Annotated in this window: 19 protein-coding genes; 14 read left to right on the top strand and 5 right to left on the bottom strand. The window is 69.6% G+C overall.

The features are described 5' to 3' along the window. Positions 1-11 precede the first annotated feature (11 nt). The 5 genes from argF (at position 12) to bldD (ending at position 5004) form a co-directional block, all read left to right on the top strand. Positions 12-1019 carry an ornithine carbamoyltransferase gene (gene argF / locus HNR30_RS04725; RefSeq protein ID WP_181608387.1) on the top strand — a complete coding sequence of 336 codons (1008 nt, stop codon included), beginning with the start codon at positions 12-14 and terminating at the stop codon, positions 1017-1019. Next, complete coding sequence (gene arcC / locus HNR30_RS04720) at positions 1019-1954, top strand: carbamate kinase (RefSeq protein WP_181608386.1); 936 nt, start codon at positions 1019-1021, stop codon at positions 1952-1954. Before argF ends, arcC begins: the two co-directional genes overlap by 1 nt. Then, entirely contained in the window at positions 1954-3366 is a 1413-nt protein-coding gene (locus HNR30_RS04715; protein WP_181608385.1) for an amino acid permease, read from the top strand. The genes arcC and HNR30_RS04715 overlap by 1 nt, the downstream gene beginning before the upstream one ends. Continuing rightward, positions 3363-4238 carry a universal stress protein gene (locus HNR30_RS04710; protein ID WP_181608384.1) on the top strand — a complete coding sequence of 292 codons (876 nt, stop codon included), beginning with the start codon at positions 3363-3365 and terminating at the stop codon, positions 4236-4238. Before HNR30_RS04715 ends, HNR30_RS04710 begins: the two co-directional genes overlap by 4 nt. Positions 4239-4509: 271 nt before the next feature. Continuing rightward, entirely contained in the window at positions 4510-5004 is a 495-nt protein-coding gene (gene bldD / locus HNR30_RS04705) for a transcriptional regulator BldD (protein ID WP_181608383.1), read from the top strand. A gap of 842 nt (positions 5005-5846) precedes the next feature. Here bldD and HNR30_RS04700 read toward each other — a convergent pair. Further along, entirely contained in the window at positions 5847-6305 is a 459-nt protein-coding gene (locus tag HNR30_RS04700; RefSeq protein WP_181608382.1) for a hypothetical protein, read from the bottom strand. A gap of 1654 nt (positions 6306-7959) precedes the next feature. Further along, positions 7960-8406 (bottom strand): SAV_6107 family HEPN domain-containing protein, encoded by a 447-nt coding sequence (locus tag HNR30_RS04695; RefSeq protein WP_181608381.1) that lies wholly within the window; start codon positions 8404-8406, stop codon positions 7960-7962. 542 nt (positions 8407-8948) lie between these two features. On the opposite strand from HNR30_RS04695, the gene HNR30_RS04690 reads away from it, so the two are divergent. Together HNR30_RS04690 and HNR30_RS49040 are read left to right on the top strand one after the other, a co-directional pair. After that, the gene (locus HNR30_RS04690; protein ID WP_181608380.1) at positions 8949-10130 is read left to right on the top strand and encodes an ROK family transcriptional regulator; all 1182 of its coding nucleotides are present in this window, start codon (positions 8949-8951) and stop codon (positions 10128-10130) included. Beyond that, positions 10131-11957 carry a glycoside hydrolase family 36 protein gene (locus tag HNR30_RS49040; protein ID WP_181608379.1) on the top strand — a complete coding sequence of 609 codons (1827 nt, stop codon included), beginning with the start codon at positions 10131-10133 and terminating at the stop codon, positions 11955-11957. A 241-nt stretch (positions 11958-12198) separates the two neighbouring features. Here the strand turns inward: HNR30_RS49040 and HNR30_RS04680 are convergent, their stop codons facing one another. Both HNR30_RS04680 and HNR30_RS04675 read right to left on the bottom strand, forming a co-directional pair. Further along, positions 12199-13461: a heparin lyase I family protein gene (locus HNR30_RS04680; RefSeq protein WP_181608378.1), complete on the bottom strand. Its 1263-nt coding sequence runs from the start codon at positions 13459-13461 to the stop codon at positions 12199-12201. Further along, entirely contained in the window at positions 13458-15191 is a 1734-nt protein-coding gene (locus tag HNR30_RS04675; protein ID WP_181608377.1) for a glycoside hydrolase family 97 protein, read from the bottom strand. Before HNR30_RS04675 ends, HNR30_RS04680 begins: the two co-directional genes overlap by 4 nt. Before the next feature lie 110 nt (positions 15192-15301). Here HNR30_RS04675 and HNR30_RS04670 point away from each other — a divergent pair, with 110 nt between their 5' ends. The 7 genes from HNR30_RS04670 to HNR30_RS04640 are packed head-to-tail and all read left to right on the top strand — an operon-like array spanning position 15302 to position 21959. Further along, a complete protein-coding gene (locus tag HNR30_RS04670; RefSeq protein ID WP_181608376.1) occupies positions 15302-16597 on the top strand; it encodes an alpha-L-fucosidase in 1296 nt (431 codons plus the stop codon). Further along, positions 16590-18083: an ABC transporter substrate-binding protein gene (locus tag HNR30_RS04665; protein ID WP_181608375.1), complete on the top strand. Its 1494-nt coding sequence runs from the start codon at positions 16590-16592 to the stop codon at positions 18081-18083. The genes HNR30_RS04670 and HNR30_RS04665 overlap by 8 nt, the downstream gene beginning before the upstream one ends. Further along, positions 18083-18970: a carbohydrate ABC transporter permease gene (locus HNR30_RS04660; protein WP_181608374.1), complete on the top strand. Its 888-nt coding sequence runs from the start codon at positions 18083-18085 to the stop codon at positions 18968-18970. Before HNR30_RS04665 ends, HNR30_RS04660 begins: the two co-directional genes overlap by 1 nt. A 4-nt stretch (positions 18971-18974) precedes the next feature. Then, entirely contained in the window at positions 18975-19829 is an 855-nt protein-coding gene (locus tag HNR30_RS04655; protein ID WP_181608373.1) for a carbohydrate ABC transporter permease, read from the top strand. 3 nt (positions 19830-19832) lie between these two features. Further along, the gene (locus HNR30_RS04650) at positions 19833-20816 is read left to right on the top strand and encodes an aldo/keto reductase (RefSeq protein ID WP_181608372.1); all 984 of its coding nucleotides are present in this window, start codon (positions 19833-19835) and stop codon (positions 20814-20816) included. Then, positions 20803-21084: a cupin domain-containing protein gene (locus tag HNR30_RS04645; RefSeq protein ID WP_220133169.1), complete on the top strand. Its 282-nt coding sequence runs from the start codon at positions 20803-20805 to the stop codon at positions 21082-21084. Before HNR30_RS04650 ends, HNR30_RS04645 begins: the two co-directional genes overlap by 14 nt. Further along, a complete protein-coding gene (locus tag HNR30_RS04640) occupies positions 21081-21959 on the top strand; it encodes an aldo/keto reductase (RefSeq protein WP_181608371.1) in 879 nt (292 codons plus the stop codon). The genes HNR30_RS04645 and HNR30_RS04640 overlap by 4 nt, the downstream gene beginning before the upstream one ends. On the opposite strand, the gene HNR30_RS04635 is transcribed toward HNR30_RS04640, so the two are convergent. After that, a complete protein-coding gene (locus HNR30_RS04635) occupies positions 21949-22695 on the bottom strand; it encodes a L,D-transpeptidase family protein (RefSeq protein ID WP_312894226.1) in 747 nt (248 codons plus the stop codon). The two genes, HNR30_RS04640 and HNR30_RS04635, sit on opposite strands and share 11 nt — an antisense overlap. Between the last annotated feature and the right edge of the window lie 99 nt (positions 22696-22794).

Here is a 22794-nt window from a genome sequence, read left to right as displayed (position 1 = left end):
GGGGAAACGTCATGGCTTTCAACCTCAAGGGGCGCAGCTTCCTCAAGGAGCTGGACTTCACGCCCCAGGAGTTCGGCTTCCTGCTGAAGCTCTCGGCCGACCTGAAGGCGGCCAAGTACGCGGGGGTCGAGCGCCAGCGCCTCAAGGGCAAGAACGTCGCGCTCATCTTCGAGAAGAGCTCCACGCGCACCCGCTGCGCGTTCGAGGTCGCCGCGCACGACCAGGGCGCGCACGTCACCTACCTGGACCCCTCGGGCTCGCAGATGGGCCACAAGGAGTCCGTCAGGGACACAGCCCGCGTACTGGGCCGCATGTTCGACGGCATCGAGTACCGCGGCAGCGCCCAGGCCAACGTCGAGGAGCTGGCCGCCTACTCCGGAGTCCCGGTGTGGAACGGCCTGACCGACGAGTGGCACCCGACGCAGATGCTCGCCGACATGCTCACCATGCAGGAGCACAGCGACAAGCCGCTGTCGGAGATCTCCTTCGCCTACCTCGGCGACGCCCGCAACAACATGGGCAACTCGCTGCTGGTCACCGGCGCGATGTTCGGCATGGACGTGCGGCTCGTCGCTCCCAAGTCGCTGTGGCCCGACTCCAAGATGGTGGTCAAGCCCGCCAAGGACCTGGCCAAGCAGACCGGCGCGACCGTCACGATCACCGACGACGTCGCCAAGGGCGTCAAGGGCGTCGACTTTCTCTACACCGACGTGTGGGTCTCCATGGGAGAGCCCAAGGAGGTGTGGGACGAACGAATCAAGCTGCTCAAGCCGTACCAGATCAACGACAAGGTGGTGAAGGCCACCGGCAACCAGAACGTGAAGTTCATGCACTGCCTGCCGGCCTTCCACAACCGCGGCACCAAGGTCGGCGAGGACATCTACGAGAAGACCGGGCTCGACGCGCTCGAGGTCACCGAGAGCGTCTTCGAGTCGCCGCGCTCGATCGTCTTCGACGAGGCCGAGAACCGCATGCACACCATCAAGGCCATCATGGTCGCCACCCTCGGGGACCAGTGATGAGAGTCCTGGTCGCGCTCGGGGGCAACGCGCTGCTGCAACGCGGCGACACCCCCGACGCCGACATCCAGATCGCCAACGTGCAGACGGCGGTCAAGACGCTGGCCCAGGTCGCCGAGAAGCACGAGCTGATCATCACGCACGGCAACGGCCCCCAGGTGGGGGTCCTGGCGCTGGAGAGCGCCGGCGACCCCAACCTGACCAGGCCCTACCCGTTCGACACGCTCGGCGCCGAGACGCAGGGCATGATCGGGTACTGGATGCTCCAGGCCCTGCAGAACGCCCTGCCCGGCCGCCAGGTGCTGTCGATCATCACGCAGACCCTGGTCTCGGCGGTCGACCCGGCCTTCGAGAACCCGACCAAGTTCGTCGGGCAGGTCTACGACCAGGCCGAGGCCCAGAAGCTGGCCAAGGAGAACGGCTGGACCGTCAAGCCCGACGGCCAGTACTGGCGGCGCGTCGTGCCCTCGCCCAAGCCGCAGCGGGTCGTCGAGACCCGGCTGATCCGCAAGCTGGTGCGCGACGGCGTGACCGTGGTCTGCGCGGGAGGCGGCGGCGTGCCGGTCATCCGCGACGAGAACGGCCGCCTGTCGGGCGTCGAGGCGGTCATCGACAAGGACCTGACCGGTTCGATGCTGGCCGAGGCGCTGGAGTGCGACGCCTTCCTGATCCTGACCGACGTGCCGCGCATCATGCGCGACTTCGGGACGGCGCAGCAGAGCGAGATCAGCCACACCACGCCCCACGAACTGCGCTCCATCGACTTCCCGGCCGGCTCCATGGGCCCGAAGGTCGAGGCGATCTGCCGTTTCGTGGAGACGACCGGCGACATGGCCGCCGTCGGCAAGCTCGACGAGGCCATGGACATTCTCGACGGCACGGCGGGAACCATCGTCACACCGAATGCCACCTGGCCCCTGGAGAGCACGCTCTGATGTCGACCTTGGCGCAGCGGCTGTTCCGCATCAAACCGACCGACCAGATCGTGGCCGAGGGAGGCCAGGGCGAGGGCGGCGAGCTGCGCCGCACCATGTCGCTGTGGTCGCTCACGCTCTTCAGCGTGGGCGCCACCCTCGGCACCGGCATCTTCGTCATCCTCGGCCAGGCGGTGCCGAAGGCCGGACCGGCGGTGGTGCTGGCGTTCGTGCTGGCGGCCGTCACCGCCCTCTTCTCGGCCCTGTCCTACGCCGAACTGGCCGGCACCATCCCGGTCTCCGGCTCGTCCTACTCCTACGCCTACGCGACCATGGGCGAGATCGTCGCCTGGATCTGCGGCTGGTGCCTGATGCTGGAGTACGCCGTGTCGGTGGCCGCGGTGGCGGTCGGCTGGGGCGAGTACCTCAACACGTTCCTGGAGGGCATGTTCGGCTGGAGCCTGCCGGCCTCCATCACCCACTCCCCCGGCGACCAGGGCGGCGTCGTCAACCTGACCGCCATCCTCATCGTGGTGCTGGCGACCTGGCTGCTGCTGCGCGGCTCGTCGGAGTCGGCCACGGCCAACGCGATCTTCGTTCTCGTCAAGATCGCGGTGCTGGCGTTCTTCTGCATCGTCGCCTTCACCGCCTTCCAGTCGGGCAACTTCACGCCCTTCGCCCCGATGGGCATCGCGGGCGTGACCGCCGCGGCCTCGCAGGTGTTCTTCTCCTACATCGGCTTCGACGCCGCGTCCACGGCGGGTGAAGAGGCCAAGAACCCCAGGCGCGACCTGCCGCTGGCCATCATCTTCTCCCTCGTCATCGTGACCGCGATCTACGTGCTGGTCGCGATCGCCGCGATCGGCGCCATGCCGTGGACCGAGTTCGACCCCGACAGCACCGAGGCCAGCCTCGCCCTGATCGTCAACCAGGCCACCGGGCAGACCTGGCCCGGCCTGGTCGTCTCCTTCGGGGCGGTCATCGCCATCGCCAGCGTCGTGCTGACCGTGCTGTACGGCCAGACCCGCATCCTGTTCGCGATGTCGCGCGACGGGCTGCTGCCCAAGGTGTTCCAGAAGGTCAACCCGCGCCGCCAGGTACCGGTGGCCAACACCATCATCGTGTGCGTGTTCGTGGCGATCCTGGCCGGCCTCATCCCGCTCGGGCAGCTCGCCGAGGCCACCAGCATCGGCACCCTGTTCGCCTTCGCGATCGTCAACGTCGGCGTGCTGGTGCTCCGCTACAGCCGTCCCGACCTGCCGCGCTCCTTCCGCACCCCGCTGTTCCCGATCACGCCGATCCTCGGCGTGATCTTCTGCGTGCTGGTGATGGCGGGCCTGGCGGGCGTCACCTGGCTGGCGTTCCTGATCTGGATGGCGATCGGGCTGCTGGCCTACTTCCTGTACGGCTACCGCCATTCGAGGCTGGCATGAAGATCGACAAAGTGCTGAACGGGTTCATCCCGGAGTCGCGCGGCAGGGACGGGCTGGCGCTGGCCGTACTCCTGGCCAGGCAGGCGCGGGCGGCGCTCAGCGTCGCCGTCGTGCAGCCGCCGCGGTGGCAGCCTCCCGGCCCCGCCCGGGCCGACGAGGGCGCGTGGCTCGGCTACCTGCGCGAGCAGGCCGAGGCCACGCTGGAGCAGGCGCGCGAGCTGGCCGGGCCCGAGGCCGAGTACATCGTCGGCTCCCACAAGGGCAGCGGGCGCGGGCTCGTCGAGCTCGCGCGCAAGCAGGACGCCGACGTGGTGGTCATCGGATCGGCCCCCGGCGGCGCCAGGGGGCGCATCGGCCTGGGCAGCACCGCCGACCAGCTGCTGCACTCCTCCTCGGTGCCGGTCCTGCTGGCGCCGCGAGGGTACGGCGACGCGCCGCCGCCGGAGTTCGAGCGGCTGACCCTGGCCTACCGGCGCGGGCCGAGCGCGGACGGGGCGGTCAAGGCAGCCGCGCGGGCCGCCGTCCTGCTCGACGTACCGCTCCGGCTGGTCACTCTCGTCGTCTCCTCCGGCCGGACGGCCAAGATCGAGCGGGAGATGCTGGAGAGCCTGCGCGAACAGGCGATCGCCGACCTGAAGGCGGCCGCGCGCGGCCAGCGGCGGCGTATCCAGGTCGAGGTGGAGATGCTGGAGGGCGGCTCGGTCAAGCAGGGGCTCGACTCGTGTGAGTGGCTGCCGGGCGAGCTGATCATCTGCGCGTCCAGTAACACCGGTCCCCTGCGCCGCGTCTTCCTCGGGGACACCTCGCTGAAAATCATCAAGGCCGCTCAGCGTCCTGTGATGATCCTCACTAGACAGCCTGGCAAACAATGACGACGTAGTGGTGCAGGTGGTGTCGTTGGGACATATGAGGCACATCCCGCCGGACCGGATTCGGCATCTTTTTTCCAATCAGCTTGACCTTAGGCTCCCACACCTTTACCGTCACTGTGCGTAACCACACCTCGTGGCGATTCTGGGTGAACCAGACCCATGGCTACCGATGGCGCTCTCGTGGCACCAGACCCCCCGGTGGCTCGGGCATAAGCCGCGAGGTAGCACAATCTACTGAGAGCACTACATAGAGAAGCCGGGGGGCCACACGATGCCGTCTGAGTACGCAAAGTCGCTGGGTGCTCGACTCCGCGCCATCCGCACCCAGCAGGGCCTGTCCCTGCACGGAGTCGAAGAGAAGTCGCGTGGCCGATGGAAGGCCGTGGTCGTGGGTTCCTACGAGCGCGGCGACCGTGCGGTCACCGTGCAGAAGCTGGCCGAGCTTGCCGACTTCTACGGGGTTCCTGTTTCCGAGCTGCTGCCCGGCGGTGCCGCGCCGTCGCCGCTCGGGCCGACGCCCAAGCTTGTGATCGACCTTGAGCGCCTTGCTCAGCTGCCGAAGGAGAAGGCCGGGGCCCTGGCCCGGTACGCGGCCACGATCCAGTCGCAGCGCGGTGACTACAACGGGAAGGTCCTGTCGATCCGGCAGGAGGACCTTCGCTCCCTGGCCGTCATTTACGACAAGTCGCCCAGCGAGCTGACCGAGGAGCTCATCAGCTGGGGCGTACTCGACGCCGAGGCCCGCCGCGCGGTCGAGTCGTTCTGACGTTCTCAAGGAAACGCCCTTGACCCGATTTTTCGGGTTAAGGGCGTTTTTGTCGCGGGTGGTGGCGCAGCGGAAGTGAGTTCCGCCGAAGCGCACGCCATGGGCTTCCCTGCCGTAGACGTACCACGGACCGCCACCGTCACGGTCGGCGCACTTGCCGTCCTTCGCCAGGATGCTGAAAACGGTGAGGTGGTTGGTGCCGTGGATGGTCGTGCAGCTGCGGCCGAACTTGCAGAGGGCGTCACCCTAAGAGGGGTACGGATCCTGCGCATCGACGTAGCGAGTCGTAGTAGAAGGTGCGGGCCGGGGCCAACGAACCTGTGCTGTAGTAGCCGATGTCGCCCTGGTTTCCGCCGCGCCCCAAGGTGCATCCGTCTATCCGCCCGCCCGCTTGTAGCGGAGCCGCCAGCCGTGCAGCTCGATCGCCTCGCCGAAAGTAATGCCGGACCCCCGCGCGGATCACTCGATCAAATAGGAACACGTGCAGCTCCTCGACCCGAGCAAGGCGTACTAGGAGCCCGTCACGCCCATGCTGCTCGCCGCACAGGTGTCCACGTCGCCGCAGGAACCAGCCACTGACGGTGAACGCCATCGACACGCCGTCTCACGCCGGCTGGGCGGCGGCCTCGGGGCCGTCCTGCTCGTTCAGGCAAGGCTCGTCACCTCCCCGGACCCGGCCAGAACCACCGATAAGGCGGCTGTCCCCGACCTGTCATATGGCGCGTCTCCTGCCACGTCTGACCTTGCGGTGACGGTGACAGCGGCCCCTTCAGCACTCGTGAAGGTGCCCTGAAGGCCGCAGACGCGGCGTTCAGCGGTTCTTCAGCTCTTCACGCGGCGCGTCAGCTGCGTTCCTTGCGGCTCGACCACCAGCCGTAGGCGGCGACGCCGACCAGCGCCAAGGCGGCGAGCATGGCCAGGTACCACCCGAAGTCAAGGCCCACCGCCTCCCTGGCCAACCGGCCCAGCTCGTCGCCGACCCCGCCCGGTGGAAGCGCGTCCTCGACGGACGACCCGATGCGGGCCGCGAAGATGACCAGTGTCAGTACGGCAAGCACTCCCGCCGCCGCCGTGCCGTACAGGAAGGCCACCTGCCGCCTGGTCAGCCACAACGCCGCCAGCACCACGGCCGCCACGCCGAACAGCAGGACGAACTTGCCTTCCGGTGACCTCACCCCGGCGATCGACGTCGAGACCAGGAAGTCGATCGAGACCCACGGCAGCAGCGCCGTGATCGCCAACGCCACCGCGGCCACGATGCCCACCTTGGCCACCTGCCCGGTCGCCGCCCCGGACGCCATACCGGGCGGCGGACCGGACACTGGGCCAGGTGCCATGCCAGGCGCTGAACTCGACGCCACACCAGGAGGCGGGCCGGGCGGCGGGCCGGGCACTGAGCCGGGCACTGAGCCGGACGCCATGCCAGGCGCTCGGCCGGGTGGCGGACTGAGCGGCGGACCGGGCGGCGGACCGGGCGGCGGATCGGACGCGGGGCCGGGTGCCATGCCAGACGCTGGGGCGGGGGCTGGAGCCCCTGCACCCGAGGTGGGCGGCGGTGGGGCACCCGCGTGACCGCCCCCGGCAGCTCCGGGAGCGACCGAAGGCATGGCACCGGCAGGTGGTGGCGGTTGGAAGGTGGGCCGCGTCGCCGGGTCCGGAGCAGCGGGACGACTGAGCGTCGAATCACCGGGCGACGGACCGCCCAGCGCCGAACCGCCGGACGCGGGATCACCGGACGCCAGAGCGCCGGGTGCCTGGGCGCCGGAAGCGGGACCCCCGGACGCCGGGGGGCCGGATGGCGGACCGCCGGATGCCGGACCGCCGGATGCCTGGGCGCCGGATGCCTGGGCGCCGGATGCCGGACCGCCGGATGCCTGGGCGCCGGGCCCCGCGCCTGTCACGCTCTCACCGCCCGTCTCTGGCCCTGGAGCCCCCGCTACGGGGTTCCCGGCTGGACCCCCGGATCTGAGAGCGCCGTCCTGCCCCAAGCCCCCTGAAGGCCGCTCAGAAGCCCGCGAAGGGCGCTCACCCGCCCCGACACCCCCGTAAGGGGCTGCACCCAGTTCAGGTGGGCTGCCGGTGGAGGCGACGCCGCCGTAGGGCGAGCCGGGCTGAGAAGGGCGGGACGCAGGGCGCGGATCGCTGCTCATAGAGATGAGCGTATTTTCCTGGCTGTCAGGAAATATCGCTCTACCTGCAAAGACATCCCCGGCAAAGCGAGAAAGATCGCCCTTCGTGGGGTCAATCGTGCCTCTCATCCCCCATCCCGGGCTCCAAGTCGATCCTGGCCGCGTCCTGCTTTCTCACCGCTGCGGCCGAACGCACGACGACCGTCCACCGCCCCTGTGGGCGGATGGCACCGAGGGCTTTGTCGACACGCTGATGGCGATGGGTTGTAGATCGAGCAGGCCTGGACGATCCACGGCAGCGGACAGGCCCATGCATGGAGCTCTACACCAGGGATGCCGGGACAGCCGTCACGGGACGACGTCGCTTCCGCTTCGACGGCCCGGCTGCGTCATCGCCTGGTGGCCCTGCTGACCACGGCGCTCAAGGGCCTGAGGGGTACGGCTCCGCCACGAGGCCGAGGAAGGTCGTCGCAGTTCCTGAACGGCCGACTGCTGATGGGCCCGCTCACGGAACGCGACCTGAGCATCACCTCGTCGGGTGTCCTGCGCGGACATCACCCTGGCCATGGTGAGCCGCTTCGGCGACGACGTGGTCAGAGGGAGGGCGACGCCCGGGTCCCTCACGCGTGAGGAAAACTTCCCCGGTTTTCCACGACGCCCCGGACAGTCGGTTGGTCGCTACCTGCGAGCTCCAACCCGGTCACAAGAGGGCGCTCTCACGCTGAGGAGATGCGCAAGATTGCACACTGGACCATGGTCATCCTCGCCGTCACCGCCGCGCTGATCCTCTCGGTCATGCTGGGCGGTTGATCTCGGGCTTCACTCTTCAACCGGCCAAGGGCACCTCGAGGGGTAGAAGGGGCTGGGCGGGGACGCCCAGAAGCTCCTCCACTCGGGTCACGAAGGTCTCGGCCTCGGCCAGGAGCTCGTCGGCGTCGGACGCCGAGACGTTGCGGACGATGCCCGCCTCGACCTCGGCGCGCTTGGTGGCGCTGGCCCTGAACAGCGCCGCCCACTCGGCCAGCTGGGGCTCGGCCTCGGGCAGTTGGTCCCAGGCGCTGCGCAGGCGCCGGCGCCGGCCCTGGGTGGGCAGGGGACGGGCGGCCAGGATGGCCGCGGCCGCACGCAGGGCCGCCATGTGCGCCGACTGGTATCGGGTCGCCGGAGTGCGGGCCGTGGCCGCTTCCGCCAGGCAGGAACGTGAGTCGTTGAGGTGTGCCCGGACCGCGGTCGACAGCCGGGGCCCGTGCGCGTCGTCTCGCCGCGGGGTCATCTCTGCCAGCCTCCTTGGGGTCATGGCCGTTCCCAGCGTTTCCACCGGTGAAGCCAACGATTGCAGACCCCACCGACATTTCCGCCGGGCGGCCGGACGAGGAGCTTCCCCTCTCCCCGTCCGGCCGGGACACGCCCACTCGTCTCCGCCGACGACGAGGACGCGCCCTTCGCCCGAGCGAGCCCGGCCCGGGGCGCCACTTGGGGAAAGTGACACCCCCGACCAGGCTCTCGACGTGAGCCGCGAGCCTCACATCGCTACATCGAACATAATTTCGATCACCGCCAGTGTCAACTGAAACGCCGAACATGGGTTCGATCAACGATGTGGTGACGGCGGTGATCAGTCGTTGACCATGGCCTTATGAAGGGGCGCGTGGCGGTCGCGCCGGGCTGGGGTCACGGAAGGCCACCGGGATCCTCGCGTCGGCCCCTTCGCCGTCGAGGGCGCGCAGGTAGCCGCCTGCCCGATGTCGCATGCAAATAGGCAGAGAGTGAAAGAATTCAATTCTTCAGGAAGTTAATTAGTGCTACCATGCGCGCATGCCAGCTCTGACGCGCCGCCCCGAGCCCCTGACCAGCCCGGCGGCGGCCACGGTCTTCACCATGGTCCTCACCCAGGGCCCGGTCTCGCGCGTCGAGATAGCCAAGCGGACGGGCCTGTCGTCCGCCGCGGTCACCAAGGCCGCCCGGCCCTTCATCGAGGCGGGCTATCTGGAGGAGATGGAGGCCACCGAGCACACGGGCCCCGGCGCCGGGCGTCCGGCCAGCCCGCTGGCGATCCGGCCCGAGCGTGAGTACTTCATCGGCGTCAAGATCACCGACGACGGCCTGATCGGCGTGCTCACCGACCTGCGCGCGCAGGTGCTGGAGACCGACCACCGTCCCCTGGCCGACGCCCGCGTGGAGTCGGTGCTGGCCGACCTGGCCGCGCTGGTGGCCGGGCTGCGCGCGCGACGGCCGGAGTACGGCGAGCGCTGCCATCATCTCGGGCTGTCGATCTCGGGCGACGTCGACCACGACACGGGGATGGTGCGCTACTCGCCCTTCCTGGGCTGGCGCCAGGTGCCCCTGGCGACGTACGCGGCCCAGGCCACGGGCCTGGTCGTCACCATCGAGAACGACGTCAAGGCGCTGACCGCCGCCGAGCAGTGGTTCGGCGAGGGCATCGGGCTGTCGCACTTCGCCCTGGTCACCATCGGCATCGGCATCGGCTGCGGGCTGGTCATCGACGGCCGGGTGGTGGTGGGCGCGCACGGCGTGGCCGGAGAGATCGGCCACATCCCGGTCGGCGGGGAGGCTCCGCCCTGCCACTGTGGCGGCCACGGCTGCGTCGAGGCCATCGCCGGCACCGGGCCGCTTCTGGCGGCCGTCAGGGCCGCGACGAACCGGCCCGGCATGACGATCGACGAGGCCATTCAGGCCGCGCACGACGGCGACGAGCGGGCGCGCGAGGTCTTCGCGCGAGCGGGGCACGCCATCGGGCTGGCCATGGCGGCGATGGCCAACCTCTTCGGTCCCGCCCGGATCGTCGTCACCGGCGACGTGGCCGGGCTCGCCTCGTACGGCCTGCTGGAGGGGCAGCTCAGGCAGACCTTCGCCGGGCAGGCGTTCGGGGCGGCGGCCGGCTGCGAGGTGGTGCTGCGTCCGCGGACGTTCGAGCACTGGGCGCGTGGCGCGGCGGCCATCGCCATCAAGACGCTCTTCACCCTCAGGGAGAGATAGGTGACGACGGGGATGACGGCGACGGGGATCTGGCAGCCGCACGACGCCGCGTCCGGGCCGGTGGCGATCACGCGGTTACGGGTGGGTGGACTGGACGTCACGGTCTCGGCGGGTGAGCACACGGCGGCGGTCCGGGCGCTGGCGGTGGACCGGGCGGACGAATGCGAGGCGGACCGGGCGGACGGCCGCGAGGCGGACCGGGCGGCGCCCGCCGGGGTCTGGGAGGTCGAGATCGTCCCGGCGCGGCCCCAGGTGGTGAGGGTCGCCTGGCAGGTGCCCTGCGTCGGCGTGACGGCCTTCTGGGTGCCCGACAGCGGCGAGCACCGCAGCCTGCCGCCCTTCTGGCGCCGTCCCCGCACCAGTTCCCTGGAGAAGGGCGCCCCGGTCGGCGCCCTGGTGGGAGCGGACGACAGGTCGCTGGTCACCTACGCGGTCGCGGAGGTGGTGCGGGAGGTGCGCATCCGCACCGGCGTGGTCGAGGAGACCGGCGACTTCGGCTTCTGGGCCGAGCACGAGGCCGGGCCCGACCGCCCCTTGCGCCTGCGGCTGGACCTGAGCGGGCGGCACTTCGCCGACACCCTCGCCGGCGTCGCTCGCTGGTGGGGGCGGGAGTACGGCACGCGCGAGGTTCCGCGCCCGGCGCGTCTGCCCGCCTACTCCACCTGGTACGCGATGCAGCAGCACGTCGACGCGGAGGGGGTCGAACGGCAGGCGGCCGCGGCGGCGGAGCTGGGCTGCGAGGCGGTCATCGTGGACGACGGGTGGCACAGCGACGACCGGGGCCGCGGGTACGCGTTCGTCGGCGAATGGGAACCGTCACGCACGACATTTCCGGACATGGCTACCCATGTCGCCAAGGTCCGCGCCCTAGGACTCGCCTACCTGCTGTGGTACGCCCTGCCCTTCGTCGGCCGCCGCACCACCCTGTGGGAGCGCGTGCAGCCGTACACGCTGGCCTTCAAGGAGCACATGGACGCGGCGATCGTCGACCCGCGCCACCCGCACATCCGCGACCTGCTGGCCGGCAGCCTGGCCAAGGCGGTGACCCAGTGGGGCGCCGACGGCCTGAAGATCGACTTCATCGACCAGTTCCACGTCCCCGACGCGCCCGCCCCTGCCGCGGGCGCCGACTGCGAGAGCGTCACGGAGGGCGTCCGCCGCCTGCTGGCCGAGCTGGGCGCCCGCCTGCCCGAGGGCGCGCTCGTCGAGCTGCGCCAGCCGTACGTCAGCCCCGCCCTGTGGCCGTACGCCACGATGATCCGCGCCTCCGACTGTCCGCTCGGCCTGGCCCACAACCGCCAGCGCACGATCGACCTGCGGCTGGTCGCCGGGCCGCTGGCCGTACACGCCGACATGATGATGTGGCACCGGGACGAGAGCCCCGAGCGGATCGCCGTCCAGCTGATCAACACGCTCTTCTCGGTCCCGCAGATCTCCGTCGACCTGACCGCTCTGGACCAGGACCGGCTGGCCGTGCTGCGCTTCTGGCTGGACTTCTGCCGCCGCCACGTCGATGTGCTCCAGCACGGGCGCCTGCGTCCCTTCCGGCCCGATCTGGGCTATCCCCTGGTGAGCGCGGAGGGCGACGGCACGACCGTGACGGCGCGCTACGGCCCGCTGCCGGTGCCCGTTCCGGCCACCGGCCGCCTGCTGCTGGCCAACGCCGACGCCTCGACCGCCGTCGTCCTGACCGTCCCGGCTCCCCGTACGGCCACGGCCACCGTCGTGGACTGCCGGGGCGAACGGACCGGGGCGCGGGCTCTGCGCCTGCGCCCCGGTGTTCACGTCCTCGAGGTCCCGGTCGGAGGACTGCTGGAGCTCACCTGAGCCCGCTCACCTGGGCCCATCGCGCAGCCGGTCGAGGAACTGGGCCTGGTACTGGCCGCCACGTGGTGCGGGTCGATCTCCTGGTGCCCGTCGAACAGCAGCGCCTGCGACCGGCGGCGGTGGCCCTCGCTGGAGTTCGGTGAATCTTCCGTGGTGGCCCCGGCGGGCGTGGCCGGGGCCGCCGGGAGCGCCGGCGCGCCCCCGGCGGCGAGTGAGGTCATCCGGCTGACTGCAGGATTCCCTACCTGATGACGATCTTGTCGAGCTCGGGAGTGCGGGCCGTCAGGTTGAAGAACCTGATCTGGTTGACGCCGTTGATCAGAGGCACCTGAACGGTGGCCGTGGTGATCTTGTCAGGGGTGCCCGTCATGGGCACCTCGACGGAGTCCGCGCCGTTGACACTGATCCGGAAGGACTGGGTGCCGTTGACGATCGCGTGCACGGTCATCTCCCTGGTCGCCGTCGTGTCGGACCAGATGCCCTTGACCACCGTGTAGTCGTAGTGGTTGCCGCCGATCAGGATGGTCTTCAGCCCGCCCGAGCAGATGCGGCAGTACACCGGCTCCGCGGCACCCTCCATGATGTTGCCGGTCCGCTCGGCCTCGTAGGCGCCTGGCGAACGGTCCGGGGGCGGCAGCTGGACGGGCGGGGTGGCCGGGCCGAGCTGCCAGGCCTTGAAGTTCCTGATCAGCATGAAGGTGTCCTGCAGCCCGGCGCTGCGGATGCTGCGATACAGGCCCCACTTGGGCCGGTTGTACTGCTCCTCGCTCCAGTGCAGGTCGATGCCGTCCACGCGCTGGTCGACCAGGGTCCTGCGGCCCTCGGAGAGGATCCACCGCATGTACCCGGCGTCGGAGGACTTCCACTCCACGGTGGTGGTGATCCACCGGTTCTGCAGCGGCTCCAGGGGCGTTGCGGCGAAGGGGTGCACCTGGTTGTCGGCGAGCGTCCAGTAGCGTGCCTCGATCGACGGCACCCCGCTCTTGACCGGCAGGCTCAGCTGCATCACCGGCGTACTGGTGTCGGAGGTCTTGACCTGCCAGATGTGGGTGAAGTTCGAGGTGGCGTCGAGGGTGTCGGGCAGGTACATGTCCCAGGTCAGGCGCCAGACCTCGTCCTTGCGGATCTCCAGTGCGCGGCCCTCGCGGTCGCGCATGCCCCGCACCTCGTTGCGCTGGCGGTCGGAGCCGTCGCGATCCTCCAGGTGCATGGTGAACCTGTAGGCGTGGCCTTCGGGATACACGTGCGGGAAGCCTTCGGGGTGGGAGCCGCGGCGGTCGTCCTCCATGGCCTCGAAGGCCTTGAGCCCGTCACGGGAGGGGCTGGGATGCCAGCGCAACCGCCAGTCGCCGGACGAGCCGGACGAGCCCGACGAACCCGACGAGCCGGACGAGCCCGGGTCTGCGGCCGGGGTGAGCGGGTCCGCCGCGGCGAGAGCGGGGGTGAGCGGGCCGGACAGCGCGAGCGCCGCCAGCACGGCGGCCAGGCGTAAGCCGTACTTCATGAAGTTCTCCTCAGGTGCAGGGTGAAGCCGCCGTTGTGGCCGACGGGGACGGCGAGCTTGCCCGCCGGCCCCACGGTGACGACCTCGTGGACGATCCGGTCGCCGGGAGCGTCGCGGTACAGCTCGGCCCGCCACTCCCCCTCGCGCAGGAAGTCGAAGGACAGGGTGAACGTGCGGGGCTCGCCCGAGAAGCCAGCCCCGACGTACCAGTCGGAGCCGTCGCGCCGGGCGAGCACGATGTGGTCGGCCGGGTCGCCGGACAGCATCAGGGTCTCGTCCCAGGCCACCGGCACCTCGGCGAGCAGGCGCCGGGCCTCGGGGCGTGAGCGGTAGGCGTCCATGCCGTCGGCGAAGTGCTGGACGCCGGACTCGAAGATGACCGACAGGGCCAGCTCGAAGGCGGCCGAGATGCTGCGGACCGCGGTGAAGGTGCAGGGGGTGAAGTCCATCGGCCCCTGCACGTTGCGGGTGAAGGCCAGCGACAGGTAGTGGGAGGGCTGGTAGAGCGGCTCCTTTCCGGGCTTGGGTTTGATCCACTCGGCGCCCTTGACCGCCTCGGCGGTCATGAAGTGCGGCCAGGTGCGTTCGGTGCCGCGCGGGATGGTGCCGCCGTGGAAGACCACCATGAGTTCCAGGCGGGCGGTGGCGGCCAGGATGGAGTCGAACCAGCGCATGCGGTCCTGGCCGTCGGACTCGGTGAAGTCGATCTTCACGCCGGCCGCGCCCCAGCTCTTCCAGAGCGCCAGCTTCTCGCGGTGCTCGAGCTCGGTGTCGACGTGCTGCCAGTGCGACCACAACCAGATCCCGACGTTCCTCGACGCCGCGTAGGCGATCAGCTCGGGCATCCACTCCTTGTTCCAGCCGGCGTCGACCAGCAGGTACGGCCAGCCCATCTCGGCGGCGAAGTCCACCCAGCCCCGCTGGGCCTCCAGGTCCCGGCAGGAGGGCCCGTCCGACCACCACGACCAGGCGGCGGCGCCCGGCCTGATCCAGGAGGTGTCGGCGACGCGGCTGGGCGGGGCCAGCGAGGTCACCAGGTCGCTCTCGACGACGTCGGCCAGAGATCCGATGACCATCGTGCGCCACGGGGTGACGAGCGGGCTGGCCGCGACGACGTACGGGTCGGGCAGGTCGAGCTGGAACTCGCGGCCGTTGAAGGCCAGCCGGGACCCGGCGTACCCGCTGTCGAGCCCCGACTCGGTCAGCAGCACCCAGCTCTCGCCCACCTGGAAGAGCGAGGGGTAGCCGTAGAGGATCGGCTCGGCCAGGCCGGCGGTGGTGTGGTGGTGGATCTCCTCGTAGTCGCACCGCCCGTTCTCGTACGGCAGGAGCACCGCGCGGGCGCCGGGGTCGAGCACGTACTCCGACACCTCCTCGCAGACCGTCACCGGGCCGCTCCAGGTCACCCGGTAGCGGTAGGCCACTCCCCCGCCACCGATCCGCACCTGGAGCTCGAGTCCCTCGGAGAAGGCCAGCGTCCACTCGGTCGCCCGGTAGGAGTGCTCACGTCGTTTGCCGGTCAGCGTGGTGTAGTCCTCCTCGACCCGGCGCACCGACAGGCCGCTGGCGTGCAGGTCACGGGTCAGGTCGGCGTGCGCGGTCCGCAGGCCCAGCCGTGACGGCCGGATGACGGTCACCCCTGCGTGCCGCACCTCAATCATCGGACGGCTGGCGGCGTCGAGACGCACCACCGCCTCCAGGTCGTCCTCCCGCATCGTCCACTCGGTCATGGCTACTGCCTTCTGTCAGGAAAGGGCTTTCACGGTGCGCAAAAGCGTAGAGTGCAACACGTTCCGATTCAATTCTTGACGAAGTTAATTAGAGCCCTTACGGTACGGCCATGCCGCATCAGACAGGCATTCATCGGACCTCTGAGGCCCGCCTGGCCGAATTTCGTCACCAGCGGTTCGGACTCTTCATCCACTGGGGCCTGTACGCGCTCGCCGCCCGGCACGAATGGGTCAAGCAGCGCGAGCACCTCACCGACCAGCAGTACGACCGCTACCTCGACGTCTTCGACCCCGACCTCTTCGACCCGGCGGCCTGGGCGGAGGCGGCGGCCGGCGCCGGGATGCGCTACGTCGTGCTCACCACCAAGCACCACGACGGCTTCTGCCTGTGGGACTCCGCGCTGACCGACTACGACGTGAGCGCCACGCCCTACGGCAGGGACCTGGTCGGCCCGATCGTCGAGGCCTTCCGCGAGCGCGGGCTGGGCGTCGGCTTCTACCACTCCCTGATCGACTGGCACCACCCCGACTTCCCGATCGACGGCCTGCACCCCCGCTACCCCGAGGACAGGCCCGGGGACATCGCGAAATACCGCGCCTACCTGCACGGCCAGGTCGAGGAGCTGCTCACCCGCTACGGCCGCATCGACACGATGTGGTTTGACTTCTCCTACTCCCAGCGCAGAAGGAACGGCCTGCTGACCCCCGGCGGCAAGGGCGCCGAGGACTGGGGCTCGCAGGAGCTGATGGACCTGTGCCGCAGGCTCCAGCCCGGCATCCTGATCAACAACCGGCTGGAGATCCCCGGCGACTTCGTCACCCCCGAGCAGTTCCAGCCCCCGGCGGCGCCCGGACAGGTGTGGGAGGCCTGCCAGACGCTCAACGGCAGCTGGGGCTACGACCGCGACAACCTCGACGACAAGCCGGTGGACCTGCTGGTCCGCATGCTGATCGACACCGTCTCCAAGGGCGGCAACCTGCTCCTGAACGTCGGGCCCGACGGGCGCGGCCAGCTCGGCCCCCGCGCGCTGGCGAGCCTGCGGGGCATCGGCGAGTGGATGCGCCTGCACGGCCGCTCCATCCACGGCGCGGACGCCGCCCCGTTCACGCCGCCGCCCGACTGCCGCTACACCCGGCGCGGCGACCGGCTGTACGTGCACCTGTTCGCCTGGCCGTACCGGCACCTGCACCTGCCCGGGCTGAAGGGCCTGGTCCGTTACGCGCAGCTGCTGAACGACGCGTCCGAGATCGGCATCCTCGATCCGGATCCCGCCCTCGACAGCGGCCACACGAAGCTGGGCTCGCTGCCCGACGGCACCCTCACCCTCCAGCTCCCGGTGCAACGCCCCGACGTCGCGGTGCCCGTGATCGAGCTCTTCCTGGAAAACGGAGCCCTCCATGAATGACGACCAGCGCCTGCTCCTGGAGAACCTGGCCAGGCTCGACTCCTCCCGCATGAACCGGCGCCAGGCCCTGAGGCTGGCGGCGATGGCGGCCATGGCCGTACCGATCACCGCGGCCTGCGGCGGCGACCAGCGCACCCGCCAGGCCGGACCCTCGGCCACCCCGCAGGGCGCCAGGACCGCGCCTATCGACGCCGACCGTCCCGAGAATGCCGTCTACCCCTTCGACGAGGCCGAGAAGCTGTTCAAGTCGCTGGAGTGGCCCGCCACCCAGGTGCCGGAACCCACCTCCAAGGTGACGGTCACGATGGCGATCACCGCGGGCGAGGACTCGGAGGTACGGCACGCGCAGTTCGCCAAGTTCTTCACCGAGCTGCACCCGAACATCGAGATCAAACGGGAGATCACCCCGTTCGCCGACTACCTGACCAAGTACATGACCCAGGCCGCCGGCGGCTCGCTGCCCGACCTGATGTACTGCCACTACAGCTGGGCCCAGAACTTCATCAAGCACGGCATCCTGATCCCGCTCGACGACCGCATCGCCGCCAGCGCGGGCTTCGGCCGCGACAACGACTTCACCCAGGCCGCGCTCAGCTACTTCACCAAGGACGGCAAGCTCTACGCGGTGCCGACCGACTCGGCGCCCAAGCTGCTCTGGTACAATAAGACGATCTTCGACAAGGCGGGCGCGAAGGTGCCCGACTCCTCCTGGACCTGGGAGCGGCTGCAGACCTCCGCCAAGGAGCTCACCCAGGGCAAGGGCGCGACCAGGACCTTCGGCTTCGCCCAGTTCCCCGGAGACCCGTTCACCGACATCACCCCGATCTACCTGCGGCCCTTCGGTGCCCGCTTCCTGTCGGAGGACGAGCGCACGGTCATGATCGACCAGGCCGTCGACGTGCTGCAGCCCTGGATCGACCTGCAGCTCAAGCACAACGCCGTGCTGACCATCGCCGACAAGCAGGCGCTGCAGAACGTCGACCCGTTCCGCTCCGGCAAGGCGGCGCTGTCGGTCAACGGCCTGTGGATCCTGCAGGCGGTCATCGCCCAGAAGAACGCCACGCCGTACGAATGGGGGCTCACCGACCTGCCCGAGGGCCCGGAGGGCCGCTTCGCGCCGGTCGTGGGCAGTTCCTTCGGCATCACCGGCAAGTCCGCCCATCCCGACGCCGCCTGGATCGTGCTCAACGCGTTCCTGTCGGCCGCGGGCACCCGCTTCTTCATGAACATGCCGCCCGCCCGCCTGTCGGCCTTCGAGGAGAACCTGGCGGCGATCAAGGCTCCCGCCGCCGCCACCGAGGTCGCCAAGAAGGCCGTCGAGACGTACGGCACGGCCGACGGCGTGCTGAAGGGCCCCGCCACCCCGAAGGTGCTCACCACGACGCTGGCCACCTGGGACCTGGTGCGCATCGGCACGATCCCGCTGGCCGAGGGACTCAAGAAGATCAAGGAAGACGTCACCCCGATCCTGTCGGAGAACGCCTGATGGCGGCCGGTCCGCTGGCCCGGCGCGAGTCACGCAGGTTCCTGCTCTTCGCCCTCCCCTGGGTGATCGGCTTCGTCTTCTTCAGCGGCGGGCCCATCATCGCCTCGATCGCCATCAGCTTCACGCAGTGGGACCTGCTGGGCACACCCCGGTGGATCGGACTGGACAACTACGACAAGCTGCTCGGCGACGACGTCTTCTGGACCGCGCTCGACAACACGCTGTACTTCGGCGCGGGCTCCGCCGTCCTGAGCGTGATCGTCAACCTGGCGATGGCGCTGCTGCTCAACATGCGACTGCGGGGCCAGGCGATCTTCCGCACGATCATCTACATGCCCTCGGTGCTGTCGGGCATCGCCACGGCCCTGCTGTGGATCCACGTCCTGCACCCCGACTACGGCCTGATCAACCACCTGCTCGGCAGCGTCGGCATCCAGGGGCCCGGCTGGCTCATCGACCAGGACTGGGCCGTTCCCGGCCTGATCCTGATGTCGGTCTGGACGACCGGCAACGCGATGATCATCTTCCTGGCGGGGCTGCAGGGCGTGCCCGTCTCCCTCTACGAGGCCGCGCAGCTCGACGGCGCGGGCTGGTGGAGCCGCTTCCGCCACGTCACCGTGCCGATGATGTCGCCGGTCATCTTCTTCAACCTGGTCGTCGGCTTCATCGGCAGCCTCCAGGCGTTCCAGCTGATCCTCTTCATGACCGACGGCGCTCCCGGCAACGCCTCGCTGGTGCTGGGGCTGTACGTCTACCGCTACGCGTTCAAGTTCTTCGACATGGGCTACGCCTCCACGATCGCCTGGGCGCTGTTCTTCGTCGTCATCGTCTTCACGGCCCTGCAGTTCCTGCTGGCCAGGCGATGGGTCCACTACGAGCACAGGTGAGGCCATGACCCACTCCCCGGAACAGGCCGAGCGGATCAGGAAGGTCCAGCGCACCGGCGCCTACCTGCTGCTGATCGTCTGCACGGCGGCGTTCCTGCTGCCGCTGCTGTGGATGATCACCACCTCCCTCAAGGACGCCCGCAGCGTGCTGGAGTTCCCGCCGCGTTTCCTCCCGGAGGAGTTCCACTGGGAGAACTACTGGAACGCGTGGAACTCCACCTCGTTCAATCGTTTCCTGGCCAACAGCGTGCTGCTCACCGGCCTGCAGGTGATCGGCAGCCTGATCTCGTGCGTCCTGCCCGCCTACGCCTTCGCCCGGCTGCGCTCGCGCCTGCGCGGACCGATGTTCGCGGCGATGCTGGCCACGATGATGATCCCGGGCCAGGTCACGCTGGTGCCGAAGTTCATCATGTTCTCCAAGCTCGACATGGTCGACACGTACTGGCCGATCGTGCTGCCCAGCTTCTTCGGCACCGCCCTCTACATCTTCCTGCTGCGGCAGTTCTTCACCACCATCCCGCAGGAGCTCGTCGACTCCGCTCGCATCGACGGAGCGGGCGAGCTGCGGATCCTGTGGCGGATCATGATCCCGCTGTCGAAGCCCGCCATCGCCACCGTCACGCTGATGGCGTTCATCGGCAACTGGAGTGAGTACCTCGACCCGCTCATCTACCTGCGCACCACCGAGCTCTACACCGTCCCGCTGGGCATCGCGTTGTTCCGCGGGCAGTTCGAGCAGCAGTACCAGCTCATGATGGCCGTCTCGCTGATGGCCCTCGTCCCCGTCGTCGTGGTGTTCCTGGCCGCGCAGAAACACTTCATCCGCGGCATCACCATGACCGGCATCTCAGGAAGGTGATCCTTGAATTACGAACGCCAGCCGTACCGCCGTTGCGGCCGCAGCGGCCTGAAGCTGCCCGCGATCTCCCTCGGCCTCTGGTTCCACTTCGGCCAGGAACGCACGCTGCACGACCAGCGCGCGATCATCGCCAAGGCCCTGGAGCTCGGCATCACCCATCTCGACCTGGCCGACAGGTACGGCCCGCCGCTGGGGGCCGCCGAGGAGGCCTTCGGCACGATCTACCGCAAGGACCTGCGGGGCCTGCGCGACGAGATCGTCGTCTCCACCAAGGGCGGCAACCCGATGTGGGACGGACCGTACGGCGCGGGCAACTCGCGCAAGCACCTGCTGGCCACGCTCGACCGGTCGCTGAAGCGCCTCGGCCTCGACCACGTCGACATCTACTACCTGCACCGCGACGACCAGGAAACGCCGCTGGAGGAGCAGGTCGCCACGCTCGACCACATCGTGCGCCAGGGCAAGGCGCTGTACGTGGGCGTCTCCAACTTCACGCCGGAGCGCACGGCCGAGGCCGCGTCCCTGCTGCGCGAGCTGGGCACCCCCCTGACGGTCCACCAGCCGCAGTACTCCCTGCTGCGCCGCCGCATCGAGGACGGCCTGCTCGCCGTCCTGGAGGAGCACGGGGTGGGCTGCGTGGTCTACTCTCCGCTCGCTCAGGGCCTGCTGACCGACCGCTACCTGGACGGCATCCCGGCCGGCAGCCGGGCCGCGGGCGGCCGGTTCCTGACCGCCTCCGACGTGAAGCCGGAGGTCGTCGCCTTCGTCCGGACCCTTCACGACCTGGCCGCCGAGCGCGGCCAGAGCGTGGCCCAGCTGGCCCTGGCCTGGGCGCTGCGCGACCCGCGCGTCACCTCCCTGCTGGTCGGAGCCTCCAGTCCCGAGCAGCTGGAGGGCAACGTGGCGGCGGTGGACCGGCTCGGCTTCACCGACGACGAGCTCGCCTTCATCGACAGGACCGCCAAGGAGGCTGGTGTCCTTGCGTAGGAGCAGCCTGTGCCCGCCGGGCTACCGGATCGGCACTCAGGGCGTGTCCACCCTGCCTCCCGGCGCGGTGAGCCACGCGGGAAGGACGCACGTGCACGAGGGGCCCGAGATCTTCGTCATCGTCTCGGGCGCAGGGGTGGCCCACATCGACGGGACGGCCTCCGGCTTCGCCGCCGGTGACGTGCTGATCGTCGAAGCGGGCGAGGAGCACCATCTGGAGGCGGTCACCGAGGTGGTCACGGCCTGGATGCACCTGGAGCCCGCGTGAGAGTGCCCGCTCTGGGCCTGGGCGGCGGACCGCTCGGCAACTACCTTCGACCCATCTCCGACGCCCAGGCCCAGGCCGTCATGCACACGGCCTGGGAGGCGGGCATCCGCTACTACGACACGGCCCCCTTCTACGGCCTGGGCCTGTCGGAGATCCGCATGGGGCGCGCGCTGCGGCACCGGCCGCGCTCGGAGTACATCCTGTCCACCAAGGTAGGGCGCCTGGTCAAGCCCGGTCCGGGCGCTCCCGGAATCTTCGCCATCTCCGACACCCGGCACGCCGAGTGGGACTTCTCGCGCGACGGGGTGCTGCGCAGCCTGGAGCAGTCTCTGGGCAGGCTCGGCGTGAGCCGGATCGACCTGCTGCTGTTGCACGATCCCGACCACCACTGGCCGCAGGCGCTCGACGAGGCCTTCCCCGCCCTGGCCGATCTGCGCTCGCAGGGCGTCGTGCGGGCGATCGGCGTGGGCATGAACCAGTCGCGCATGCTTGTCGACTTCGTCAGGCACGCCGACCCCGACGTGATCCTGGCCGCCAACCAGGCCACACTGCTGCGCCGCTCGGCCTTCGAGGAACTGCTCCCGCTGTGTCATGAGCGGGGCATCACGGTCGTGGCGGCCGGAGTGTTCCACCGGGGTGTGCTCACCGGCGCCGAGCCCGTGCCGCGCGAGGTCGAGCCCATCGCGGCGGCCTGCGACCGGCACGGTGTGCCGCTGGCCGCCGCCGCGATGCAGTTTCCGCTGCGTCACCCGGCGGTCGGTTCGGTCCTGCTCGGCGCACACGAGCCGGAACAGGTCCTGGCCAACGTCGCCGCCTTCGGCCGCCGGGTGCCCGAAGCGCTCTGGGAAGAGCTCTGCCCGGGTGTCAGCGCTTGAACTTGCCCCGGACGTGCACCGGCACGCCCTTCCCGAGCATCGCGGGCAGCGCCTCGGCCACGTTCATCGGCAACCGCACGCACCCGTGGGAGGCGGGATAGAGCGGCACCGAGAGCGCGCCGTGGAAGGCGATGCCCCCGTTGAAGAAGATCGGGTTGTACAGCTGGCCCAGGTAGGACTTGTGCCAGCCGTCGCGCCGCCAGGTGGTCTTGTAGTTCCCCGTCGGCGTGGTGGCCGACCCGCAGAAGCGCTGGCTCTTGCCCTGCCAGACCGCCGTCTCGCAGTACGGCACGCCGCTGCCGGAGGAGATGTGCGTGATGAGCTTCTGCTCACCGTCGACGTACAAGACCATGATCTGCTTGGTCAGGTCGACCTCGGCCCTGGTCGGCTTGCCCTTGGGCACCAGGACCCTGGGCGTGGCCGGGTTCTCCAGCGCCACCCAGGTCTTCTTGCCGATCGTGCTCGTCGGCTTGATGCCGTTGACCTTCTGGAAGGCCCACACCGCTGTCAGCGTGCTGCCGCCGTACTTCCCGTCAGCCTTGCCAGGACGGTAGCCCAGCGAGCTCAGCCGCTGCTGCAGCCACTTGACGGCCTTGCCCTTGGCTCCCAGCTTGAGAGTCTTGCCCGGTGCCACCACAGGATCGACCGCCGCCCCCGCGGCGGCCGTGGGCACGAGCGTGGAGACCGAGGAAACCGGAGTGGACAGGATCGTCGAAGCGGCGATCCTGTCCGGCACGGATGCGGAACCGCATCCCGCGACAAGGACGGCACCCGCTGTCAGGAGCGCCACGGCCAATCCCCGTTGCCGAAGGCTCACAATTATCACCCCCACATA

This window comes from Nonomuraea soli, from assembly GCF_013761175.1.
Lineage (GTDB): Bacteria > Actinomycetota > Actinomycetes > Streptosporangiales > Streptosporangiaceae > Nonomuraea > Nonomuraea soli.
The sequence above is the reverse complement of the archived record's forward strand: the minus strand, read 5'-3'. Positions and strand labels throughout refer to the sequence as shown.

What these genes read in the sequence shown, in the direction of transcription:
- HNR30_RS04680 (WP_181608378.1), bottom strand. Translation starts at nt 13,461, where the DNA reads ATGAAGTACGGCTTACGCCTGGCCGCCGTGCTGGCGGCGCTCGCGCTG.
- HNR30_RS04670 (WP_181608376.1), top strand. Translation starts at nt 15,302, where the DNA reads ATGCCGCATCAGACAGGCATTCATCGGACCTCTGAGGCCCGCCTGGCC.
- HNR30_RS04695 (WP_181608381.1), bottom strand. Translation starts at nt 8,406, where the DNA reads ATGACCCCGCGGCGAGACGACGCGCACGGGCCCCGGCTGTCGACCGCG.
- HNR30_RS04660 (WP_181608374.1), top strand. Translation starts at nt 18,083, where the DNA reads ATGGCGGCCGGTCCGCTGGCCCGGCGCGAGTCACGCAGGTTCCTGCTC.
- arcC (WP_181608386.1), top strand. Translation starts at nt 1,019, where the DNA reads ATGAGAGTCCTGGTCGCGCTCGGGGGCAACGCGCTGCTGCAACGCGGC.
- argF (WP_181608387.1), top strand. Translation starts at nt 12, where the DNA reads ATGGCTTTCAACCTCAAGGGGCGCAGCTTCCTCAAGGAGCTGGACTTC.
- bldD (WP_181608383.1), top strand. Translation starts at nt 4,510, where the DNA reads ATGCCGTCTGAGTACGCAAAGTCGCTGGGTGCTCGACTCCGCGCCATC.
- HNR30_RS04700 (WP_181608382.1), bottom strand. Translation starts at nt 6,305, where the DNA reads ATGGCGTCCGGGGCGGCGACCGGGCAGGTGGCCAAGGTGGGCATCGTG.
- HNR30_RS04675 (WP_181608377.1), bottom strand. Translation starts at nt 15,191, where the DNA reads ATGACCGAGTGGACGATGCGGGAGGACGACCTGGAGGCGGTGGTGCGT.
- HNR30_RS04665 (WP_181608375.1), top strand. Translation starts at nt 16,590, where the DNA reads ATGAATGACGACCAGCGCCTGCTCCTGGAGAACCTGGCCAGGCTCGAC.
- HNR30_RS04690 (WP_181608380.1), top strand. Translation starts at nt 8,949, where the DNA reads ATGCCAGCTCTGACGCGCCGCCCCGAGCCCCTGACCAGCCCGGCGGCG.
- HNR30_RS04655 (WP_181608373.1), top strand. Translation starts at nt 18,975, where the DNA reads ATGACCCACTCCCCGGAACAGGCCGAGCGGATCAGGAAGGTCCAGCGC.
- HNR30_RS04710 (WP_181608384.1), top strand. Translation starts at nt 3,363, where the DNA reads ATGAAGATCGACAAAGTGCTGAACGGGTTCATCCCGGAGTCGCGCGGC.
- HNR30_RS04715 (WP_181608385.1), top strand. Translation starts at nt 1,954, where the DNA reads ATGTCGACCTTGGCGCAGCGGCTGTTCCGCATCAAACCGACCGACCAG.